The following is a 14,716-nucleotide window of genomic DNA, read 5'->3' on the forward strand; positions in this document are numbered from 1 at the left end:
GCGCGGGCGGCCGGGGGGCGGCCGCTGCCGGCCGCTGCCCTCGAGGGGCCCGCTAGCCGAGCCGGGCGCGGACCCGCTTGGCGAGGTCGGAGGCGGCGGCGCCGGGGTCGGAGGCCTCCGTGAGCGCCCGTACGACCACGACGCGGGAGGCACCGGCGTCCAGGACCTCGTCCAGGTTCCCGGCGTCGATCCCGCCGATGGCGAACCAGGGCCGGTCCTGGGCGAGGGAGGCCGCGTGCCGGACGAGGCCGAGGCCGGGGGCGAACCGGCCGGGCTTGGTGGGGGTGGGCCAGCAGGGGCCGGTGCAGAAGTAGTCCACGCCGGGCTCGGCGGCGGCCGCGTCGACCTCCGCCTCGGAGTGGCAGGAGCGGCCGATCAGGATCTCCCTGCCCAGGATGGCGCGGGCGGCGGGCACCGGGATGTCGCCCTGGCCGAGGTGCAGCACGTCCGAGCCGATGGCGTGCGCGACGTCGGCCCGGTCGTTGACGGCGAGCAGCTTGCCGTGGCGGCGGGCCGCTTCGGCGAAGACCTGGAGGTGCTCCAGCTCCTCGCCCGCCTCCATGCCCTTGTCGCGGAGCTGGACGATGTCCACGCCGCCGGCGAGGACGGCGTCCAGGAACTCGGGGAGGTCGCCCTGCCGCTTGCGGGCGTCCGTGCACAGGTAGAGCCGGGCATCGGACAGCTGGGCGGCGATGGCGGACATGGGTACCCCCGGGGTGGTGTGTCGTACGGACGTCCGGACGCACGTACGCGGTGTGCGGGACCCGGACGGGCCCGCACACCGCGCGTACGGCGGATTCAGGTCAGATGGCGAGCGCCTGAGCGCGGCGCTTCACCTCCGTGCCGCGATTCTCGCTCAGTGCCTGCACGGGGGTGCCGGGCAGGGTCTCGTCGGCGGTGAAGAGCCACTCCAGGATCTCCGCGTCGGTGAAGCGGTCGTCGCGGAGCACGGTCAGCAGACCGACCAGCCCCTTGACGATCTTGTCCCCGTCGAGGAAGGCCGCGGGGACCTGGAGGGAGCGGTTCTCGCCGCGGCGCACCGCGAGCAGCTGCCCCTCCTTGACCAGCTGGCGAACCTTGGTCACTTCGATGTCGAGCATCTCCGCGATGTCGGGGAGGTACAGCCAGGCGGGAACAAGGGCATCGATCTTTGCGTCAATCTCGGTCACGAGCACAAGCCTGCCATCTCGGACTGCCCGCCGGTACCCGAGCGACCCCGTCCGGGGCGGGGGCCCCGTAGCCGGGGCCGGAAACGGGGCCGGAAACGGGACCGGCCACGGGGCCCGAGCGGACCGGAAACAGGACCCCGGGCCCGGGGTCCCGGGGGCGCAGCTCCGGGACGGGCCCGGGACGGACGCCCGCGGGTCAGGCCAGGAGGGCCGACTTCAGTGCGGTCCCCGGGTCCGCGACCTTCGCCGGGTCGACCGGGGCGCCCGACTCGATGAGCCGGCGCCCCTGCGCCAGATCGCGCGGCCGGCCCACCGCGAGGACCGCGGCCAGCCGGCCTTCGCGCAGCCAGCACACCGACCAGGTGTCGTCCGCCGGGTCGCCGCGCCACACCATCGCGTCCGCGGAGCCGTGGTGTCCCGCGTACTGCACGAAGCGGCCGAACTGCTCCGACCAGAAGTACGGGACCGGGTCGTAGACCTGCTCCCCGGAGCCCCCGGCGAGGATGTCCGCCGCGACCACCCGGGGCCCCTGGAGCGCGTTGTCCCAGTGGTGCACCAGCAGCCGCGACCCGTAGCGCCCCGACGGGAACGAGGCGCAGTCCCCCACCGCGTACACCGCGGGCACCGAGGTGCGCAGCCACTCGTCGGCGGCCACCGCCCCGTCCGCACCGAGTTCCACGCCGGATCCCGCCAGCCATCCGGTGGCCGGGCGGGCGCCGATGCCCACCACCACCGCCCCGGCCGGCAGCTCCCGCCCGTCGGCCAGCAGGACCCGGCCCGGCTCCACGGAGGCCACCCGCGCGCCGGTCAGCAGCTCGGCGCCCGCCTGGGCGTACCAGCGCCCCATCGGCTCGGCGACCTCGGCGGGCAGCGCGCCCGCCAGTACCCGGTCGGCCGCCTCGACCACCGTCACCGCGCAGCCCGCCTCGCGGGCGGCGGTGGCGAACTCGGCGCCGATCCACCCGGCCCCGACCACCACCACCGCGGTACCGGCCGCCAGGACGGGCCGCAGCCGGGCCGCGTCGTCCAGGGTGCGCAGCAGGTGCACCCCCGGGACGCCCTCCGCGCCGGGCAGGGTCAGCGGGAGGGCGCCGGTCGCCAGCACGAGGACCTCGTACGGGACCGGGCCCGCCTCGGTGTCCACCTCCCGGTCGGCGGCCCGCAGCCCGGTGACCTCGACCCCCAGGCGGAGCTCGATGCCGAGCTCCTCGAAGTCGACGTCGAAGGCCGAGTCCTCCGCCTTGCCGAGGAGCACCGCCTTGGACAGCGGGGGCCGGTCGTAGGGCTGGTGGGGTTCGGCTCCCAGCAGGGTGACGGGGCCGGTCCAGCCCTGCTCCCGGAGGGCGACCGCGGTCTGGACCCCGGCCATTCCGGCGCCGACGATCACCACGCCGCGCCGAGTGTCTTCCGCCTGTTGCGTCTGCTGTTGCGTCTGCTCGCTCACGCGGCCCAGCCTAATCAACTGACGGTCCGTCAGGAATAGCGGGATGGCGACCGGCCGGGATCCGGGCGGACACCGGCACGACACCGCCTCCGGGGAGGCAGCCTTACCGGCCGTCCGCCTCACCGTTACTCTGGCACGGAACCTATCGCGGGAGTCCGGGCGTACCGGGCTGAGAGGGAGGCTGGCCGGCCTCCGACCGTACGAACCTGATCCGGGTCATGCCGGCGAAGGGAGGGGCTGGACGCCCATGCATTCATCCAGGAACAGCCGGAGTCCCGGCTACGACGTCCTCGTCATCGGGGGCGGCATCATCGGCCTGGTCACCGCCTGGCGGGTGGCCCGGCGCGGGCTGCGCACCGCGCTGGCCGATCCGGCCCCCGGCGGCGGCGCCGCCCAGGTCGCGGCCGGCATGCTGGCCGCCGTCACCGAGCTGCACTACGGCGAGGAGACCCTGCTCGGGCTCAACCTCGCCTCCGCCGCCCGCTACCCCGAGTTCGCCGCCGAGCTCGCCGAAGCCAGCGGCGGCATGGACATCGGCTACCGCGCCTGCGGCACCCTCGCCGTCGCCCTCGACGCCGACGACCGGCTGCACCTGCGCGAACTGCACGCCCTCCAGCGCCGCTGCGGCCTGGAGTCCGAGTGGCTGACCGGCCGCGAGTGCCGCCGCCTGGAGCCGATGCTGGCTCCGGGCGTCCGCGGCGGCCTGCGCGTGGACGGCGACCACCAGGTCGACCCCCGCCGCCTCGCGGCCGCCCTGCTGGCCGCCTGCGAACGGGCCGGCGTCGCCCTGCACCGCGCCGGTGCGGCCCGGCTGCTGACCGCCGCCGACCGGGCCTGCGGCGCGGTCCTCGACGACGCGGACGGTACGGAGCTGCGCGCCGACCAGGTGGTACTGGCCGCGGGCTCGCTCAGCGGCCGGCTGGACGGCGTACCGCCCGAGGCCGTGGCCCCCGTACGGCCGGTCAAGGGCCAGGTCCTGCGCCTCGCGGTGCCGCCTTCGTACGCCCCGTTCCTGTCGCGGACCGTACGGGCCGTGGTGCGCGGCAGCCACGTCTACCTCGTCCCCCGCGAGAACGGCGAACTCGTCCTCGGCGCCACCAGCGAGGAACTCGGCTGGGACACCACGGTCACCGCGGGCGGGGTCTACGAACTCCTGCGCGACGCCCACGAACTGGTCCCCGGGATCACCGAACTCCCCCTGGTCGAGACCCGGGCCGGACTGCGGCCCGGGTCGCCGGACAACGCCCCCCTCCTCGGCCCGACCGAACTCCCGGGGCTGCACCTGGCCACCGGGCACTACCGCAACGGCGTCCTGCTGACCCCGCTGACCGGGGACGTGATGGCGGACCTGCTGACCACCGGCGAACTCCCGGAGATCGCCCGCCCCTTCACCCCACGCCGCTTCACCCCCACCTCCACCGCCACGTCCCCCCTCACGCGACAGGAGTCGTTCGCATGACCATTTCCGTCAACGGCGAGCCGCACGAGATCGCGGACGGGACCATGCTCGCCACCGTGATCGCCACCCTCACCGAGGCCACCAAGGGGGTCGCGGCCGCCCTCAACGAGACCGTGGTGCCGCGCGGCCAGTGGCCCTACACCTCCGTGACCGACGGCGACCGCGTCGAGGTCCTCACCGCGGTCCAGGGGGGCTGAACACCATGGCGGACACCTCCGACGACGTATTCACCCTCGCCGGCCGGACCTTCTCCTCGCGCCTGATCATGGGCACCGGCGGGGCCCCGAGCCTGGACATCCTGGAACGGGCGCTGGTCGCGTCCGGCACCGAACTCACCACGGTCGCGATGCGGCGCCTCGACCCGACGGTCCAGGGCTCGGTCCTGTCCGTCCTGAACCGCCTGGGCATCGCGGTCCTCCCCAACACCGCGGGCTGCTTCACGGCGGGCGAGGCCGTACTGACGGCCCGGCTGGCCCGGGAGGCCCTCGGGACGGACTGGATCAAACTGGAGGTCGTCGCGGACGAGCGCACCCTCCTGCCGGACGGCGTTGAACTCCTCGACGCGGCAGAGATCCTGGTCGACGAGGGCTTCACGGTCCTCCCGTACACGAACGACGACCCGGTCCTCGCCCGCAAACTGGAGGACGTGGGCTGCGCGGCGATCATGCCGCTCGGGTCCCCGATCGGCTCCGGCATGGGCATCCGCAACCCGCACAACTTCGAGCTGATCACCGAGCGGGCCGGGGTCCCGGTCATCCTGGACGCGGGAGCCGGAACGGCCTCGGACGTGGCCCTGGCCATGGAACTGGGCTGCGCGGCGGTCATGCTCGCCTCGGCGGTGACCCGGGCGCAGCTCCCCGTCCTGATGGCCGCGGCCATGCGGGACGCGGTATCGGCGGGCCGCCTGGCCCACCGCGCGGGCCGCATCCCCCAACGCCGCTTCGCGGAAGCCTCCTCCCCGGTGGAAGGCCGGGCCACCCTGGACCCGGAACGCCCGGCGTTCTGAGGAGACGGTACGGGGCCCTGCGCGCGCGGCCCCCGACACCGGCGCGGCTCAGCGGCCGGCCGCCGCCCGGACCTCCCTCGTCATGAACGCGCTGTTGGGGTCGGGCCGGTAGTCGGCGAACGGGGCGCAGGGGACGAACCCGAACTTCTCGTACAAGCTCCTGGCCGGCAGGAAGAACGCGGCCGAGCCGGTCTCCAGGCTCAGCCGCGTGAACCCCATGCGCGCGGCCTCGGCGATGATGTGCTCCAGCAGCAGGGACGCGATGCCGCTCCGCTTGCGTATCGGCGCGGTGCGCATGGACTTCAGCTCCGCGTGGCCCGGATCCAGCCTCTTGATCGCACCGCAACCCACCAGGACGTCGCCGTCCCTCACCGACCAGAACGTGATCCCGGGCTTGCGGAGGGCATCGAGATCGAGGGCGTGCTTGCTCTCCAGAGGCGTGATGGACCGCATCTGCTGGACGTGCTCGTCCAAGAACACGGCGATCTCAGGGCCGGAGAGGTCGTCCACCACGATCTTCACTGCGCTCGTCCTCCATCTGGTCACTCGAAACCGCGGGGTGCCCGACGAGTCTGTCACCCTCGAACAGCGCACCCGCGCGGACAGGGTCACGTCATCCGGCCGATCGGGCCCGGCCCCGCTCCCCGCCCGAAGGGGCGAGGGCCCCGCCCACGTCACAGCTGGGCTGCAACCCCCCACCACCCGGGACGGGGGCGCGGGCGGCCCTCGTAGAATCGGCGGGTGGACACGACCCTGGATGACCCCCTCGTCGGGCAGACGCTCGACGGCCGCTACCGCGTGGACGCCCGTATCGCGGCCGGCGGCATGGCCACGGTCTACCGGGCCGTCGACACCCGGCTGGACCGGGTCCTCGCGCTGAAGGTGATGCACCCGGCCCTCGCCGCCGACCCCGGCTTCGTCGACCGGTTCATCCGTGAGGCGAAGTCCGTGGCCCGCCTGGCGCACCCCAACGTCGTGGCCGTCTTCGACCAGGGCACCCACGGCCCGTACACGTACCTCGCCATGGAGTACGTGTCCGGCTGCACCCTGCGCGACGTGCTCCGGGAGCGCGGCGCGCTCCAGCCCCGCGCGGCCCTCGACATCCTCGAACCCGTGCTCGCCGCCCTCGGCGCCGCGCACCGCGCCGGTTTCGTACACCGGGACATGAAGCCCGAGAACGTGCTGATCGGGGACGACGGCCGGGTCAAGGTGGCCGACTTCGGGCTGGTGCGGTCCGTGGACTCCGTGACCAACACCACCGGATCCGTCCTCGGCACCGTCTCCTACCTCGCCCCCGAGCAGATCGAGAACGGCGTCACCGACACCCGCGTGGACGTCTACGCCTGCGGGGTCGTGTTCTACGAGATGCTCACCGGCTCCAAGCCGCACACCGGCTCCAATCCCGCGCAGGTGATCTTCCAGCACCTCAACGAGGACGTCCCGCCGCCGTCGGCCGCCGTCCCCGGGCTGCCCGCCGCGCTCGACGAGCTCGTCGCCCAGGCCACCGCGCGCAACCCCGATCTGCGCCCCTACGACGCGGCCGCCCTCCTCGGGCTGGCCATAGAGGCCCGCGTCCAGCTCGCCGACTCCGAGCTGGACGCCGTCCCGCCGCAGGCGCGGGCCGCGGAGCGGACCGCCGCCGAGGACCGCACCAGCGTGATCCCCCGCCCGGTGACCACCCCGGCCGCACACGCCTCGCGCTCCTCACACGTCACGCACGCCTCGCACGCCGAGCCCATGTCCCACACCTCCCGGCTCGCTGCCCCGCCGCTACCCCCGACATCGGCATCGGCGCCGCCCGCCGCGCGGATCCGGCGCCCCGGACCGCTGCTCGTCGTGATCGGGGTCCTGCTCTTCCTCGGCCTCGGTACGGGCGTCTGGTACATCAGCTCCGGGCAGTTCACGAAGGTCCCCAACCTGCTCGGCAAGACCGAGGCGGAGGCCAAGGCCCAGCTGTCGGCGTCCGGGCTCGGGGTGAAGCGGGTCGACCGGAAGTTCAGCGCGGCCTTCGACAAGGGCACCGTGATGAACACCGACCCCGCCGGCGGCAAGCGCATCCGCGGCAACGGCGCCGTGACGCTCACCATCTCGCGCGGGCCCGAGGTCGTCGTGGTTCCCGACCTCAAGGGCAAGCCCCTGGAGGCCGCGAAGGCCGAGCTGACCTCGGCCGGGCTGACGCCGGGGGCCGTCACGCAGGCCTTCAGCCAGGACGTCGCGCAGGGCTCGGTGATCAGCACGAACCCGGGCGGCGGCCAGAAGAGGTCCCTCGACACCGTGGTCGCGATGGTGGTCAGCAAGGGCCGTGCGGTGCCGGTCCCGCGCGTCACGGGCATCTCCCTCGACCAGGCCCGTTCCACCCTGGAGGGCCTCGGCCTGAAGGTGGAGACGGCCCCCGAGGAGGTCAACTCCCCCTCCCCCGCCGGTACGGTCGCCAACCAGTCGATCGGCGCCGGAAGCCAGGCCGCCGCAGGCGACACCGTCACCCTCACCGTGTCCAAGGGCCCCCGCCAGATCCCGGTCCCGGACGTCACCGGCCAGGAGGCCGACGCGGCCCGCGCGACCCTGGAGGGACTGGGCTTCAAGGTCAAGGTCGACAAGCCCTTCCTCTCCTTCAGCAACACCGTCGACTCCCAGTCGGTCCCCGCGGGCCAGAACGCCGCCGAGGGCAGCACGATCACCATCAGGACCAAGGGGCTGTAACCGCACGCCATGAACAACGACTCGATGAGCCGCAATCCAGTGGGCGGGCACGTGCCCGTCGCGGGCGGGCTCGCCTCGGTCGGGCTGACGTACGCCCGCGAGATGGGCGCCGAGGCCGTGCAGGTCTTCGTCGCCAATCCGCGCGGCTGGGCCACTCCGGTCGGCAATCCGGCCCAGGACGAGCTGTTCCGCGAGGCCTGCGCGGCGGAGGGGATCCCGGCGTACGTCCACGCGCCCTACCTGATCAACTTCGGCTCGCACACCGAGGCCACCGTGGAGAAGTCCGTGGAATCGCTGCGGCACTCGCTGCGCCGGGCCCGGGCGATCGGGGCGCTCGGGGTGGTCGTGCACACCGGCTCGGCGACCGGGGGCCGGCCGCGCGAAGCGGCGTACGCGCAGGTCAGGGAGCACATGCTGCCGCTGCTGGACGAGCTGACGCACGACGACGACCCCTTCCTGCTGCTGGAGTCCACGGCCGGGCAGGGGTCCTCGCTGTGCTCGACCGCCGAGGAGTTCGGCCCGTACTTCGACGCCCTCGACCGGCATCCGATGCTCGGGATCTGCCTCGACACCTGCCACGTCTTCGCGGCCGGGCACGACCTGGCCGAGCCGGGCGGCACGAAGCGGACGCTGGACCTGCTGGTGGACACGGTGGGCGAGGGCCGGCTGAAGCTGGTGCACGCCAACGACTCCAAGGAGGGCGTGGGCGCGCACAAGGACCGGCACGCGAACATCGGGCAGGGCCACATCGGCCGGGACGCCTTCGCGGAACTGTTCACGCATCCGGCGATGGAGGGCGTCCCCCTGATCACCGAGACGCCGGGCGGCAAGGATGGGCATGCCGCGGACGTGGCGCTGCTGAAGGAGCTGCGCGAGCTCGGATGATCCGTTGAGGAATACCCCTGGGGGGTATACGGTTCTGTCATATCGACCGACAGAGCCGCTATCCGGCGTTCCTCGCCAGGGGGTTGTCATGGAACACCCGCACGAGCAGCAGCACGAGCACCACCACGAGCACGCCCACGGCCCCCACCACACCGCCGCCGGCGGAAAGGTCACCTGGGCCGCCGCCGCACGGGCCACGCTCCACTGCCTCACCGGGTGCGCCATCGGCGAGGTGCTCGGCATGGTCATCGGCACCGCGCTCGGCTGGGGGAACGGCCCGACGATGGCCCTCGCGATCGCCCTCGCGTTCTTCTTCGGCTACGCGCTCACCCTGCGCGGGATCCGCGCCGCCGGCCTGGACTTCCGTACGGCCATTCGGGTGGCGTTGGCGGCGGACACCCTTTCCATCGCCGTCATGGAACTGATCGACAACGGGGTGATCCTGCTCTGGCCCGGAGCCATGGACGCGACGCTGTCGGACGCGCTCTTCTGGACGGCGCTCGGGATCGCGTTGGCGGTGGCCTTCGTCGTCACGACGCCGGTCAACAAGTGGATGATCGGCCGCGGCAAGGGTCACGCGGTGGTCCACCGGTACCACCACTGAGCCATCGAACCGATGAGCTACAGCTCGGGGCCGTCGCCCGGCTCCTCCTGGTACGAGTAGCGCTGCTCGCGCCAGGGGTCGCCGATGTTGTGGTAGCCGCGCTCCTCCCAGAAGCCGCGGCGGTCGGCGGTCATGTACTCGACGCCGCGGACCCACTTGGGGCCCTTCCACGCGTAGAGGTGCGGTACGACCAGCCGGAGCGGGAAACCGTGCTCGGCGGTGAGCAGTTCACCACCTTGGTGGGTGGCGAAGACGGTCCGCTCGGAGGCGAAGTCCGCGAGGCGCATGTTGGAGCTGAAGCCGTACTCGGCCCACACCATCACGTGCGTGACCTGCGGGGACGGCGGAGCGAGGGCGAGGACCCTACGGGCGAGCACGCCGCCCCATTCGGCGCCGGTCATGCTGAACTTCGTCACGCAGTGCAGGTCCGCCTCGACGGAGTCGAACGGCAGGGCCGCGAACTCCTCGTGGTTCCAGCAGTGCTTCTCGCCGTCGGCGGTCGCGCCGAAGACGCGGAACTCCCAGCGCTCGGGCTTGAACTTGGGTACCGGCCCGTAGTGGGTGACCGGCCAGCCTCGCTGCAACCGCTGCCCCGGGGGAAGCTCCAGTTGCTCTGATCCCGGAGATTCCCGGCTTTCCGGCTGACCCATGTCTCCATGGTGACAGACTTGGCGGGGTGGTCATGACCAGCTTCGCCCGGATTCGGGCAAGTCACGGCAACTCCCACTAAGGAGGCACTTACTGGACGGCCTCCGGCGGCGGTGCAAGGATGCGCGCACCTGCCCCGTCACATTGCTGTGACATTGCTTTGGAAGGAGCCTCTGCGATGCAGGGCGACCCCGAGGTCCTTGAATTCCTCAACGAGCAGCTGACCGGCGAGCTCACGGCGATCAACCAGTACTGGCTCCACTACCGGATCCAGGACAACAAGGGTTGGACCAAGCTCGCCAAGTACACCCGCGAAGAGTCCATCGATGAGATGAAGCACGCGGACAAGATCACCGAGCGCATCCTGATGCTCGACGGTCTGCCGAACTACCAGCGCCTCTTCCACGTCCGCGTGGGCCAGACGCTGACGGAGATGTTCCAGGCGGACCGGCAGGTCGAGGTCGAGGCGATCGACCGCCTCAAGCGCGGCATCGAGGTCATGCGCGGCAAGGGTGACGTCACCTCGGCGCGGCTCTTCGAGGAGATCCTGGAGGACGAGGAGCACCACATCGACTACCTCGACACCCAGCTGGAGCTCATCGAGTCCATCGGCGAGGCGCTCTACATCGCGCAGCTCATCGAGCAGCCGAGCTAGTTCGCGGCCTTACTCAGTACTCCGTACGGGGGAGTCCCGCGCGGGAGTCCTACGCGGCTTCGGCGAGCTCCGCGCCCGCGGGTACCAGCGGGTCCGCGGCGAGCACGGCGGCGGCGTTGCCCTTGTCCATCAGCTCACGGCGCGGGCATGCCCCGCGGCCCAGGAGCCCCTGGATGGTCCGCACGCAGGAACCGCAGTCGGTGCCGGCCTTCGTGGCCGAGGCGATCTGGCGGGGAGTACAGGCCCCGGCAGCCGCGTGGTCCTTGACCTGCTTGTCGGTGATCCCGAAACAAGAGCAGACGTACACGCGGTTCACCTCCCTGACAGGAACGGTTCGGCCAGCCATCCCCTATTCGGTGAGGCTTACCTAACCCTACCCAAACTTAGGGTTCCCTAAAAGAGCTGGGAACGACGATGGGGCGCGGATCACATTCGATCCGCGCCCCATCGTCATGAAGTGCTCACACTGCGCTGTGCGCCGGCGTTCCTACTGGTCGCGGTACATCTCCGCGACGAGGAACGCCAGGTCCAGGGACTGGCTGCGGTTGAGGCGCGGGTCGCAGGCCGTCTCGTAGCGCTGGTGCAGGTCGTCGACGAAGATCTCGTCGCCGCCGCCCACGCACTCGGTGACATCGTCACCGGTGAGCTCGACGTGGATGCCGCCCGGGTGGGTGCCGAGGCCCTTGTGGACCTCGAAGAAGCCCTTGACCTCGTCGAGCACGTCGTCGAAGCGGCGCGTCTTGTGGCCGGAGGCCGCCTCGAAGGTGTTGCCGTGCATCGGGTCGGTGACCCAGGCGACGGTCGCGCCGGAGGCGGTGACCTTCTCGACGAGCTCGGGGAGCTTGTCGCGGACCTTGTCGGCGCCCATGCGGACGACGAAGGTCAGCCGGCCCGGCTCGCGGTCGGGGTCGAGGCGGTCGATGTAGGTGAGCGCCTCGTCCACCGTGGTGGTGGGGCCGAGCTTGATGCCGATCGGGTTGGCGATCTGCGAGCAGAACTCGATGTGCGCGTGGTCGAGCTGGCGGGTGCGCTCACCGATCCAGACCATGTGGCCCGAGGTGTCGTACAGCCGGCCCGTGCGGGAGTCCGTACGGGTGAGGGCTCCCTCGTAGTCGAGGAGGAGCGCCTCGTGGGAGGCGTAGAACTCGACGGCCTTGAACTCCGCCGGGTCGGTGCCACAGGCCTTCATGAAGTTCAGGGCGTTGTCGATCTCCCGCGCGAGCTGCTCGTAGCGCTGCCCGGACGGGGAGTTCTTGACGAAGTCCTGGTTCCAGGCGTGCACCTGGCGCAGGTCGGCGTAGCCGCCGGTGGTGAAGGCGCGCACCAGGTTCAGCGTGGAGGCCGACGCGTGGTACATGCGCTTGAGGCGCTCGGGGTCCGGGACGCGGGACTCCTCCGTGAAGGCGAAGCCGTTCACGGAGTCGCCGCGGTAGGTCGGCAGGGTGATGCCGTCGCGGGTCTCGGTGTCCTTGGAGCGGGGCTTGGAGTACTGGCCGGCGATGCGGCCGACCTTCACGACGGGCACGGAGGCCGCGTACGTCAGGACGGCGCTCATCTGGAGCAGCGTCTTCAGCTTGGCGCGGATGTGGTCGGCGGAGACCGCATCGAAGGCCTCGGCGCAGTCGCCACCCTGCAGCAGGAACGCCTCGCCCTTGGCGACGGCTCCCAGGCGGGCGCGCAGCTGGTCGCATTCGCCCGCGAAAACGAGGGGAGGATACGACTCGAGGTCCGCGACAACAGCGCGCAGGGCCTCGGCATCGGGGTACGAAGGCTGCTGCGCCGCGGGAAGGTCTCGCCAGGTCGCCTTGGAGGCGGGGGCTTGGGTTTCAGCGTTCACGGTCACCCCACACACATTACGTCGTCACACCGCGCCTCCCGATCGACGACCACTACGTGAGACGGAAGTCTCTCGCTGTGTTACTCACCCGTTCGGTTCACCATTCGCCGGCCCTCCGCCTGACCGGTGGGCTAGGGTCGGAGCATGTACGCGCACTCGAACCAGAACTGGTGGTGGCCCGCTCCCGGCGGCCCACTTCTCGCGCGTACCTGAAGACACGAGCGAAACGAAGGCCGCCCCGAGGGGCGGCCTTCCGCGTTCTGCGAGGCAACACAGTCGCTGGACATACGGGCCGCCCCACCCTCCGAAACCGGATAGGACGCCCACTCCATGCACGCCCACGCGAATCCGCTCCCGCAAACGCCCCCGCACGCGCACCCGCTCCTGAGCCGCCTGCTCGACGACTCCTGCCCGCCCTTCGCGCTGCTGCGCCGCCGCACGCCCGGCCGCGACCACGACACCGTCGAGCTGCTGATCGGCCCGGTCCACGAGGCCGAGCACCTGGCCGACCTGCCCGTCGGCGAACGGCCCGCCCTGGCGCTCGTCCCCTTCCGCCAGATCCGGGAGCGCGGGTTCGACGTGCGCGACGACGGCACGCCGCTGAGCGTGCTGGTCGCCGAGGAGACGTACGAGATTCCGCTCGCCGAGGCGCTGGCCGCGCTGCCGGCCCACGCCGTACGGGTCGACGACGGCGGCTTCGACGTCCCCGACGAGGAGTACGCGGACACCGTCCGTCGGGTCATCGAGGACGAGATCGGCCGGGGCGAGGGGGCGAACTTCGTCATCCGCCGCACCTACCGGGGCCGGATCGACGGCTTCGGCCGCGCCGACGCCCTCGCGCTGTTCCGGCGACTGCTGGAGGGCGAGCGGGGCGCGTACTGGACGTACGTGGTCCACACCGGGGACCGCACCCTCGTCGGGGCCAGCCCCGAAGTACACGTACGGATGACCGGCGGCACGGTCGTGATGAACCCGATCAGCGGTACGTACCGCTACCCGGCCGGGGGGCCGACGGCCGACTCCCTCCTCTCCTTCCTCGGGGACCGCAAGGAGACCGAGGAGCTGTCCATGGTGGTGGACGAGGAGCTCAAGATGATGTGCACGGTCGGGGACATGGGCGGGGTGGTCGTCGGCCCCCGCCTCAAGGAGATGGCGCACCTCGCGCACACCGAGTACGAGCTGCGCGGCCGGTCCTCGCTGGACGTGCGCGAGGTGCTGAGGGAGACGATGTTCGCGGCGACGGTGACCGGATCGCCGGTGCAGAACGCCTGCCGGGTCATCGAGCGCTACGAGCCCCTCGGGCAGGACGGGGTCGGCCGCGGCTACTACGCGGGGGCGCTGGCCCTGCTGGGCCTGGACGCCTCGGGCGCGCAGACCCTCGACTCCCCCATCCTCATCCGGACGGCGGACATCGGGCCGGACGGCGCGCTGCGGGTGCCCGTCGGGGCCACCCTCGTACGGCACTCCGACCCGGCGGGCGAGGTGGCGGAGACGCACGCGAAGGCGGCCGGGGTGCTGGCGGCGCTGGGCGTGCGCCCGGCGGCGGTGCGGCCCTCCTTCTCCGGTCCGCGACTGACCGACGACCCCCGGGTCCAGGCGGCCCTGGCCGCACGCCGCGAGGACCTGGCGCCGTTCTGGCTGCGGATGCAGGAGCGGCCGGCCGAGGTGACGGGCCACGCGCTGGTGCTGGACGGGGAGGACACCTTCACCTCGATGCTGGGCCACGTCCTGCGGGTGGCCGGGCTGGAGGTGACCGTACGCCGCTACGACGACCCGGGGCTGCGGGCGGCCGCCCTGGCCTGGGACGGGCCGATCGTGCTCGGCCCGGGCCCCGGCGACCCGGCGGACTTCGGCGACCCGAAGATCCGGATCATGCGCGAGCTGGCGGCGGAGCTCCTGGCCTCGCACCGGGGCGGACTGCTCGGGGTGTGCCTCAGCCACCAGCTGCTCGCCGCCGAGCTGGGGCTCCCGCTGGTCCGCAAGGCGGAGCCGGCGCAGGGGGCGCAGACGCGGATCCCGCTGTTCGGGGCCGAGGAGGTCGTCGGCTTCTACAACACGTACGCGGCGCACTGCTCGGCGGAGCGGGAGCGGTCCCTGGCCCTGCGGGGCATCGAGGTCTCCCGTGATCCCGCCACGGGCGAGGTGCACGCCCTGCGCTCCGCCTCCGGCGGCTTCGCGGGGGTCCAGTTCCACCCGGAGTCGGTCCTGACCCTCCGGGGCGCGGAGCTGGTCCGCGACCTGATCGCCGGAATCCGCACGACCGCCGTCCGCGGCTAGCCGCGGGACCGCTGCGCGGGGAAGCCCGCGCA

15 protein-coding genes and 1 riboswitch are annotated in these 14,716 nt (G+C 72.2%); of the genes, 8 read left to right on the forward strand and 7 right to left on the reverse strand.

Annotation, left to right across the window (positions count from 1 at the left end; genetic code table 11):
* Positions 1-52 precede the first annotated feature (52 nt).
* The 3 genes from thiE to ACFYYB_RS08095 form a co-directional block, all read right to left on the reverse strand.
* On the reverse strand, positions 53-703 hold the full coding sequence (thiE, locus tag ACFYYB_RS08085) for a thiamine phosphate synthase (RefSeq protein ID WP_389433917.1): 651 nt from the start codon (positions 701-703) through the stop codon (positions 53-55).
* A 100-nt stretch (positions 704-803) separates the two neighbouring features.
* Positions 804-1,169, reverse strand: coding sequence for an Rv2175c family DNA-binding protein (locus ACFYYB_RS08090; RefSeq protein ID WP_389433919.1), 366 nt, complete (start codon positions 1,167-1,169; stop codon positions 804-806).
* Between the two features lie 196 nt (positions 1,170-1,365).
* Positions 1,366-2,613 (reverse strand): NAD(P)/FAD-dependent oxidoreductase, encoded by a 1,248-nt coding sequence (locus ACFYYB_RS08095; RefSeq protein WP_389433921.1) that lies wholly within the window; start codon positions 2,611-2,613, stop codon positions 1,366-1,368.
* 137 nt (positions 2,614-2,750) lie between these two features.
* Positions 2,751-2,863: riboswitch (TPP riboswitch) on the forward strand.
* Between ACFYYB_RS08095 and thiO the strand changes: the two genes are divergently transcribed.
* From thiO to ACFYYB_RS08110, 3 genes are all read left to right on the forward strand, one after another.
* Positions 2,861-4,072, forward strand: a complete 1,212-nt coding sequence (gene thiO, locus ACFYYB_RS08100) for a glycine oxidase ThiO (RefSeq protein WP_389433923.1) — start codon at positions 2,861-2,863, stop codon at positions 4,070-4,072. It overlaps the preceding riboswitch by 3 nt.
* Entirely contained in the window at positions 4,069-4,269 is a 201-nt protein-coding gene (thiS, locus tag ACFYYB_RS08105) for a sulfur carrier protein ThiS (protein WP_389433924.1), read from the forward strand. The genes thiO and thiS overlap by 4 nt, the downstream gene beginning before the upstream one ends.
* 5 nt (positions 4,270-4,274) lie before the next feature.
* Entirely contained in the window at positions 4,275-5,078 is an 804-nt protein-coding gene (locus ACFYYB_RS08110; protein WP_389433926.1) for a thiazole synthase, read from the forward strand.
* A 48-nt stretch (positions 5,079-5,126) separates the two neighbouring features.
* On the opposite strand, the gene ACFYYB_RS08115 is transcribed toward ACFYYB_RS08110, so the two are convergent.
* Positions 5,127-5,600, reverse strand: coding sequence for a GNAT family N-acetyltransferase (locus ACFYYB_RS08115; RefSeq protein WP_389433928.1), 474 nt, complete (start codon positions 5,598-5,600; stop codon positions 5,127-5,129).
* A 219-nt stretch (positions 5,601-5,819) separates the two neighbouring features.
* On the opposite strand from ACFYYB_RS08115, the gene pknB reads away from it, so the two are divergent.
* The 3 genes from pknB to ACFYYB_RS08130 all read left to right on the forward strand — a co-directional run bounded on the left by pknB (position 5,820) and on the right by ACFYYB_RS08130 (position 9,267).
* Positions 5,820-7,778, forward strand: a complete 1,959-nt coding sequence (pknB, locus tag ACFYYB_RS08120; RefSeq protein WP_389433929.1) for a Stk1 family PASTA domain-containing Ser/Thr kinase — start codon at positions 5,820-5,822, stop codon at positions 7,776-7,778.
* Between the two features lie 24 nt (positions 7,779-7,802).
* On the forward strand, positions 7,803-8,663 hold the full coding sequence (locus tag ACFYYB_RS08125) for a deoxyribonuclease IV (protein ID WP_389433931.1): 861 nt from the start codon (positions 7,803-7,805) through the stop codon (positions 8,661-8,663).
* Between the two features lie 88 nt (positions 8,664-8,751).
* Positions 8,752-9,267 carry a DUF4396 domain-containing protein gene (locus ACFYYB_RS08130; protein ID WP_389433933.1) on the forward strand — a complete coding sequence of 172 codons (516 nt, stop codon included), beginning with the start codon at positions 8,752-8,754 and terminating at the stop codon, positions 9,265-9,267.
* Positions 9,268-9,284: 17 nt separating this feature from the next.
* Here the strand turns inward: ACFYYB_RS08130 and ACFYYB_RS08135 are convergent, their stop codons facing one another.
* Positions 9,285-9,917 carry a sulfite oxidase-like oxidoreductase gene (locus ACFYYB_RS08135; RefSeq protein ID WP_389433935.1) on the reverse strand — a complete coding sequence of 211 codons (633 nt, stop codon included), beginning with the start codon at positions 9,915-9,917 and terminating at the stop codon, positions 9,285-9,287.
* A 176-nt stretch (positions 9,918-10,093) separates the two neighbouring features.
* Between ACFYYB_RS08135 and bfr the strand changes: the two genes are divergently transcribed.
* A complete protein-coding gene (gene bfr / locus ACFYYB_RS08140; RefSeq protein WP_112446344.1) occupies positions 10,094-10,570 on the forward strand; it encodes a bacterioferritin in 477 nt (158 codons plus the stop codon).
* Between the two features lie 49 nt (positions 10,571-10,619).
* Here the strand turns inward: bfr and ACFYYB_RS08145 are convergent, their stop codons facing one another.
* Positions 10,620-10,886, reverse strand: a complete 267-nt coding sequence (locus ACFYYB_RS08145; protein ID WP_327307141.1) for a (2Fe-2S)-binding protein — start codon at positions 10,884-10,886, stop codon at positions 10,620-10,622.
* A 171-nt stretch (positions 10,887-11,057) separates the two neighbouring features.
* Entirely contained in the window at positions 11,058-12,422 is a 1,365-nt protein-coding gene (locus tag ACFYYB_RS08150) for a class II 3-deoxy-7-phosphoheptulonate synthase (RefSeq protein WP_389433937.1), read from the reverse strand.
* A 315-nt stretch (positions 12,423-12,737) separates the two neighbouring features.
* Here ACFYYB_RS08150 and ACFYYB_RS08155 point away from each other — a divergent pair, with 315 nt between their 5' ends.
* Positions 12,738-14,684: an anthranilate synthase family protein gene (locus ACFYYB_RS08155; RefSeq protein ID WP_389433939.1), complete on the forward strand. Its 1,947-nt coding sequence runs from the start codon at positions 12,738-12,740 to the stop codon at positions 14,682-14,684.
* Positions 14,685-14,716 lie beyond the last annotated feature (32 nt).

It is taken from the genome of Streptomyces sp. NPDC002886, from assembly GCF_042888445.1.
In the GTDB taxonomy this organism is placed as follows: Bacteria; Actinomycetota; Actinomycetes; order Streptomycetales; family Streptomycetaceae; genus Streptomyces.